Here is a 4,999-nt window from a genome sequence, read left to right as displayed (position 1 = left end):
ACAGGGTTTAAATAAAAAACAATATAGCCACGGATTCACCCCGTGAGATAAAGATATCATCTTACCAGAAACATCAAAGACTTTAATCTAACGGGGTGAACACGGATAAAGCACGGATTTAATAAATGGAGCTTTAAATTTCACTTTTTTAACTTACAAATTTCTACAATTTCAAATGGCGGGTCATGATTTAGTTTTTTTTCTAAATGCATTTATCCGTGTCGAATCGGTGTTAACCCCGTTAGATAAAAACATCAGCTAAACAGAAAACCAAAAAACTCTTATCTAACGGGGTTAATCCGGAGCGCCAAAATATTGGGTTGTGGCTTCGCCGCACTCTGTCCATCTAAAGTATTCAACAAATCACATTCAAAACCGATGGCACCATCTCAAAAGACGCTGGCAGTTTCCCGGGTAGTTCACCATCAGTTTCTATTAAAATTTCGGATTTTGAATTTAGACTTACCTTTCTGCCATGTAAAGTTTGGACTTTTTCATGTTCTGCCATCGTTCCATTGTAAAGTTTATGGATGTTGGCCAAAACTTCTCCGCGAGTTAAATCCCCGAGAATAATAATATCAAATAGCCCGTCATTTGTTTTTGCCTGAGGTGCGATCCACATGCCTCCGCCAAAATACTGCCCATTCGCAATGACTATCGATCTGATAATTTGCTCCTTTGAGAAAAAATCGTCCACTTGAATCTTAACCGGCGTGGTTTCGTGAACAAATAGAGTTTTCAGCAATGCGATTAAATAAGCCGCAGTGGCGCCGAATACTTTTGTTGATTGGTGAGAAAGATTGGTTAAAGTTCCTCCGAATCCTGCGTCAGCAACATTTATGAAATAGCGTGTAACCGGCTCTCCCTTCAAGCTCTGACACCTCATGAACCCTAAGTCGAATTTTTGGGTTTTATGGTCCTTTATCTTCGTGGCAGCATCTTCGACATTTTTTGGGATTCCCAACGTTCTGACCAAATCTCCACCAGTGCCCATTGAGATAATTCCCAAACTTGCTTCAGGGTTAATTTGTTTTGAATTCTCAAAGAAGCCGTTGACGACTTCGTTAATGGTGCCGTCACCACCGACTGCGATGATTGTTTCATACCCTTGTTGAATTGCATGACGCGTAATTTCTGTTGCGTGGTTGGCCCGTTTTGTCTGTTCTGTGGAAAACTCTCCTAAAATGTTGGTTAATTTTTTTTCTATATCGGGCCATTTTTTTGCTGCTTTACGACTGCCTGCGGCAGGGTTGAGGATGAGTTTGATTTTTTTGTTCAAATTTGAAATGGGTTATTAAAACTTTTAGACTTCAGTTACCAAGTCCACCAAAGTATGATAATAATGTACGAAAGGAGAAGAAAGCCTCCTTCAACTCTGCCTAATTTGCGTCCACTGTGTAAAAGCGGCCACAAGATTATTGTGAGACCAATCATGATCGGCAGTTGATTGTAAATGAGTTCTCGCGAGACCGGCATCGGGTGAACAGCGGCTGTTGGTCCGGCGATTGCCATCATATTAAAAATATTTGATCCAATGATATTGCCGATACTGATATCCCCCTCTTTTTTCAAAGCAGCAATGATCGAGGTGGAAAGTTCCGGTAGAGAGGTGCCAATTGCGACCAGGGTTAATCCAAGAATGAGTTGCGAAACTCCCATTCTTATACTTATTTCGATAGCGGAATCGACGGTCCAGCTTGCGCCGACTGTTAATCCGACTATGCCGACTATGATAAATAAAAGGTTGATTCCAATTTGCTTTTTTTCACTTTTTAAAGGATTGTACTTTTTTTCTAAAATATCAGAACCTTTTCTCGCCCCGGAAATAACGATGACGAGGTAAACGATAAATCCCAGGGTAAGTGTCAGTCCGTCGAACCGGCTCAATGTTCCGTTGAAGCAAATGATCCAAAAGTAAACCGAAACGCCAACGAGGAGCGGAACTTCGAATTTCAGCAGTTTTAGATGCACAGCAATGGGTCGCACGAGCGCCGACAAACCGAGTATGAGGCCAAGATTCGAAACGTTTGAGCCGACTATATTCCCTAAGGCAAGGTCTGGTTTATTTTTTAGCGCCGCGATCATACTTACCAGAAATTCCGGCATCGAGGTGCCGAGGGCAACTATGGTAAGACCAACGATTATCGGAGGAATTCCCAAAATTCTTGCCAGCCGGGAGCTTCCGTGCACCATCGCGCTTCCACCTCCGAAAAGCAGAATTATGCCCACAAAGAAAAGGGCAGCGATCCAGGGCATGGCCCAGGCAGTTAAATCCATCTTTTTTTAATAATTTCAGGAGTGAATAATTAATATAAGGTGTGCTAAAATGAAAGTCAACGGAGTGCGAAAGTAACTTTACTAAACGTCTAAGGTTTCGTAAAGTTTACTTTTAATCGAGTGATGCTCTGAACCGCCCGTAAGTGGGCCGGGTATTCGAGTTAGAAATTTCCCAGGCCACGAGAAATGCCAGCCTTGCAACTCTGGCCAATTTTTCCGCATCAATTTTTTCTGCAGTGTCGGTTGGACGATGGTAATCCGGATGCGCCTCTGTGTTATAAAAAATGACCGGGATTTTATGTTTAGCAAAGTTTGCCTGGTCACTTCGACTGAAGTATCTTTCCCCATTATAAATAAGATCCAAACCGATTTCATCGTTTGCGGCAATATTTATTTCATGAAGTTCGCGGCTGCGATTGCTGCCAATCACCGAAACCTCGTTGGCACGATTGCGGCTAATCATATCCAGGTTAATCATTACCACAGTTTGGTCAAGGGGTTTAACCGGATTTTCCACGTAGAATTTTGATCCCAGAAGGCCCAATTCTTCCGCTGAAAAGGCGACAAAAAGAATACTCCTCCGCGGTTTGATTGGCATTTCGCTGAAAGCTTCTGCAATTTCCAGCAGACCAGCTGTGCCGGAAGCGTTGTCATCGGCGCCGTTGAAAATCCGACCGTTTTTTATACCAACGTGATCGTAGTGCGCACCAATGACGATTACTTCATCTCGTAGCTTAGGATCCGCGCCCCGTAAAAGCCCGACTACGTTTTGTGTTTTTTGCACTTGTTTTTTTAACCTGACTTCAATATTTATTTTGAGCTGAGGCATTGAAAAGCTTTTTGGTTTGAGCGACTTGTCAATTGAGGTTTGCAAATCCGCCAAAGAATAATTGGTTTCTGCTAAAATGCTTTCTGCAGCCTCGCCGCTTATCCAAACAGCGGGAAAGTTTAACATTGTTTTAGGCTCTTCGAGCTGCCAACGGGTTTTTTCGCTTTTCCCGGGACAAAGCGCATTCCAAAAATCTTGAGGCGACATGCTGTCGTGATCTCCATTTGGGTCCGTTACAAGCAGGATTCCTAACGCACCATGTTTTTTAGCATTTTCAGCTTTTTCCTTGAAGTGCGCATGCCGGGTTAATTTTGTGCCGTCGAAAATACTTTTAGGATCATTTTCCAAGGGTTCATGTCTTAACACTAAAACGATTTTTCCTTTGACATCGATGTTTTTGTAGTCGTCGTAGCCGTACTCCGGCGCTGTTATGCCATAGCCGGCAAAAACGACCGCAGCATTTATTCTGTCTTCTCCGGTAAAGTTGAACGGGATAAAATCCGATTTTACTGAAAACTCAATTATAGATGTGTTTTTCTTTATTGAGAATGAAGCACTTTTTAAATGCGGTTTAATGACTTGAAATTTTTGGTAGTATTTGCCTTCATGGCCAACCGGGACAAGACCATACTTTAAAAATTCACTGGCGATGTATTTCGCGGCCAGCCATTGACCGGGCGTTCCGGTCCCGCGCCCGGCAAACTCATCGGAAGCCAGGATGTTGACATGGTATTGCGATTCCTCTTTTGTGATTGAAAGCATGGGTGCCTGCGCCGGTTTAAAATCAAAGGCTGTTTTTTTTTTGCTTGCGGAAAGAGGACTGAGAATTAATAAAATCTGAAGAATTGAGAAAAAAAACCGAAGTGAGTTTCTGTACATTAAGTAGCTCCTATCCTGCTATCAATTTAATCTTTGCCTGTTTAAAAAAACTAACAATTATAAATTTACTTCGCACTCAGCAACTTTTCAAGATTATCTTTGGCCTCCGCATCCCCCAGGTCAGCCGCACGTGTAAACCAGTTTCTTGCTTGGTCGTAATTTTTAGAGTTATCATCACCGACTCCCCGTCCATCTCGATACATAATTCCTATGCGCGTCATCGCCGCAACCTTACCAGCCTTGGCGCTTTTTTTATACCAATCAATTGCTTTCTTGTCATCTGTATCTGTGTGTGTTTCTTTGGTGATATCTGCGTGAATATCGCCCAAAATTAACATTGCCTCAGAAACGCCCTTTTTTGCAGCTTGCTCAAGCAAAGGTATGGCTTTTTTATCATCTAAGGCGCGCCAGTATCTTTCACCCTGGGTAAATGTATCTGCAATCTTGGGATCTTGAATCCAGCGTTCGAGTTGTTCCTGGTTGGCGGCCGGAAATATTTTATAAGTTCCCCCTAACGATTTGGCGAGATTGGTAATTTCCTCAAGTTCATTTTCTTCCAAACCCAGTGGAATAATTTGAAATTCCAGGTCGATGTTCAAAGCCTGGAGTCTTTTTTTAATGCGCGTCGTATCTTGAGGATTACATGCCTCGCCGCTGCCGGTGATAACGGTGATGGTGTTGAAAATTTGTTGATCTGAACTCAAACGCTCTTGCTCCGCAAAATCTCCAATGGCGTTCCATAAAGCCTGAATCAAGGTGGCTTCACCGCCGAGCATTTGTGTATCATCCATCAGACTGCTGACTTTCTTTTTTTGCCCAAACTTTAGTTTTAGCTCACCCACGGGACTGCTGCAAGAACCACCGAATTGGCGAAGAGCAAGTTTTTGAATTCGTTTGTCGTGGCCGTAAAAGGCCTCACCAACTGCTTGCTTGGCTGACTCCCACTTGCTTTTACCAGAATCAAATTCAGCTGTCATGCCGGAAGAACTATCCAAAACCAGCAAACGATATTCT

4 protein-coding genes are annotated in these 4,999 nt (G+C 42.9%); all 4 read right to left on the bottom strand.

The annotated features are described in order from the left end of the window. Positions 1 to 355: 355 nt before the first annotated feature. A complete protein-coding gene (locus IH879_19515; GenBank protein ID MCH7677117.1) occupies positions 356 to 1,279 on the bottom strand; it encodes a diacylglycerol kinase family lipid kinase in 924 nt (307 codons plus the stop codon). 35 nt (positions 1,280 to 1,314) lie between these two features. Further along, positions 1,315 to 2,277, bottom strand: coding sequence for a calcium/sodium antiporter (locus tag IH879_19510; protein MCH7677116.1), 963 nt, complete (start codon positions 2,275 to 2,277; stop codon positions 1,315 to 1,317). A 112-nt stretch (positions 2,278 to 2,389) separates the two neighbouring features. Next, the gene (locus IH879_19505) at positions 2,390 to 3,868 is read right to left on the bottom strand and encodes a M20/M25/M40 family metallo-hydrolase (GenBank protein MCH7677115.1); all 1,479 of its coding nucleotides are present in this window, start codon (positions 3,866 to 3,868) and stop codon (positions 2,390 to 2,392) included. 182 nt (positions 3,869 to 4,050) lie between these two features. After that, the coding region (locus IH879_19500; GenBank protein MCH7677114.1) for an SEL1-like repeat protein at positions 4,051 to 4,999 on the bottom strand (949 nt) is incomplete at its 5' end.

It is taken from the genome of candidate division KSB1 bacterium (assembly GCA_022562085.1).
Classification (GTDB): domain Bacteria; phylum Zhuqueibacterota; class Zhuqueibacteria; order Oceanimicrobiales; family Oceanimicrobiaceae; genus Oceanimicrobium.
Note: the sequence above shows the minus strand (reverse complement) of the source record. Positions and strands in the feature narration are given on the sequence as shown.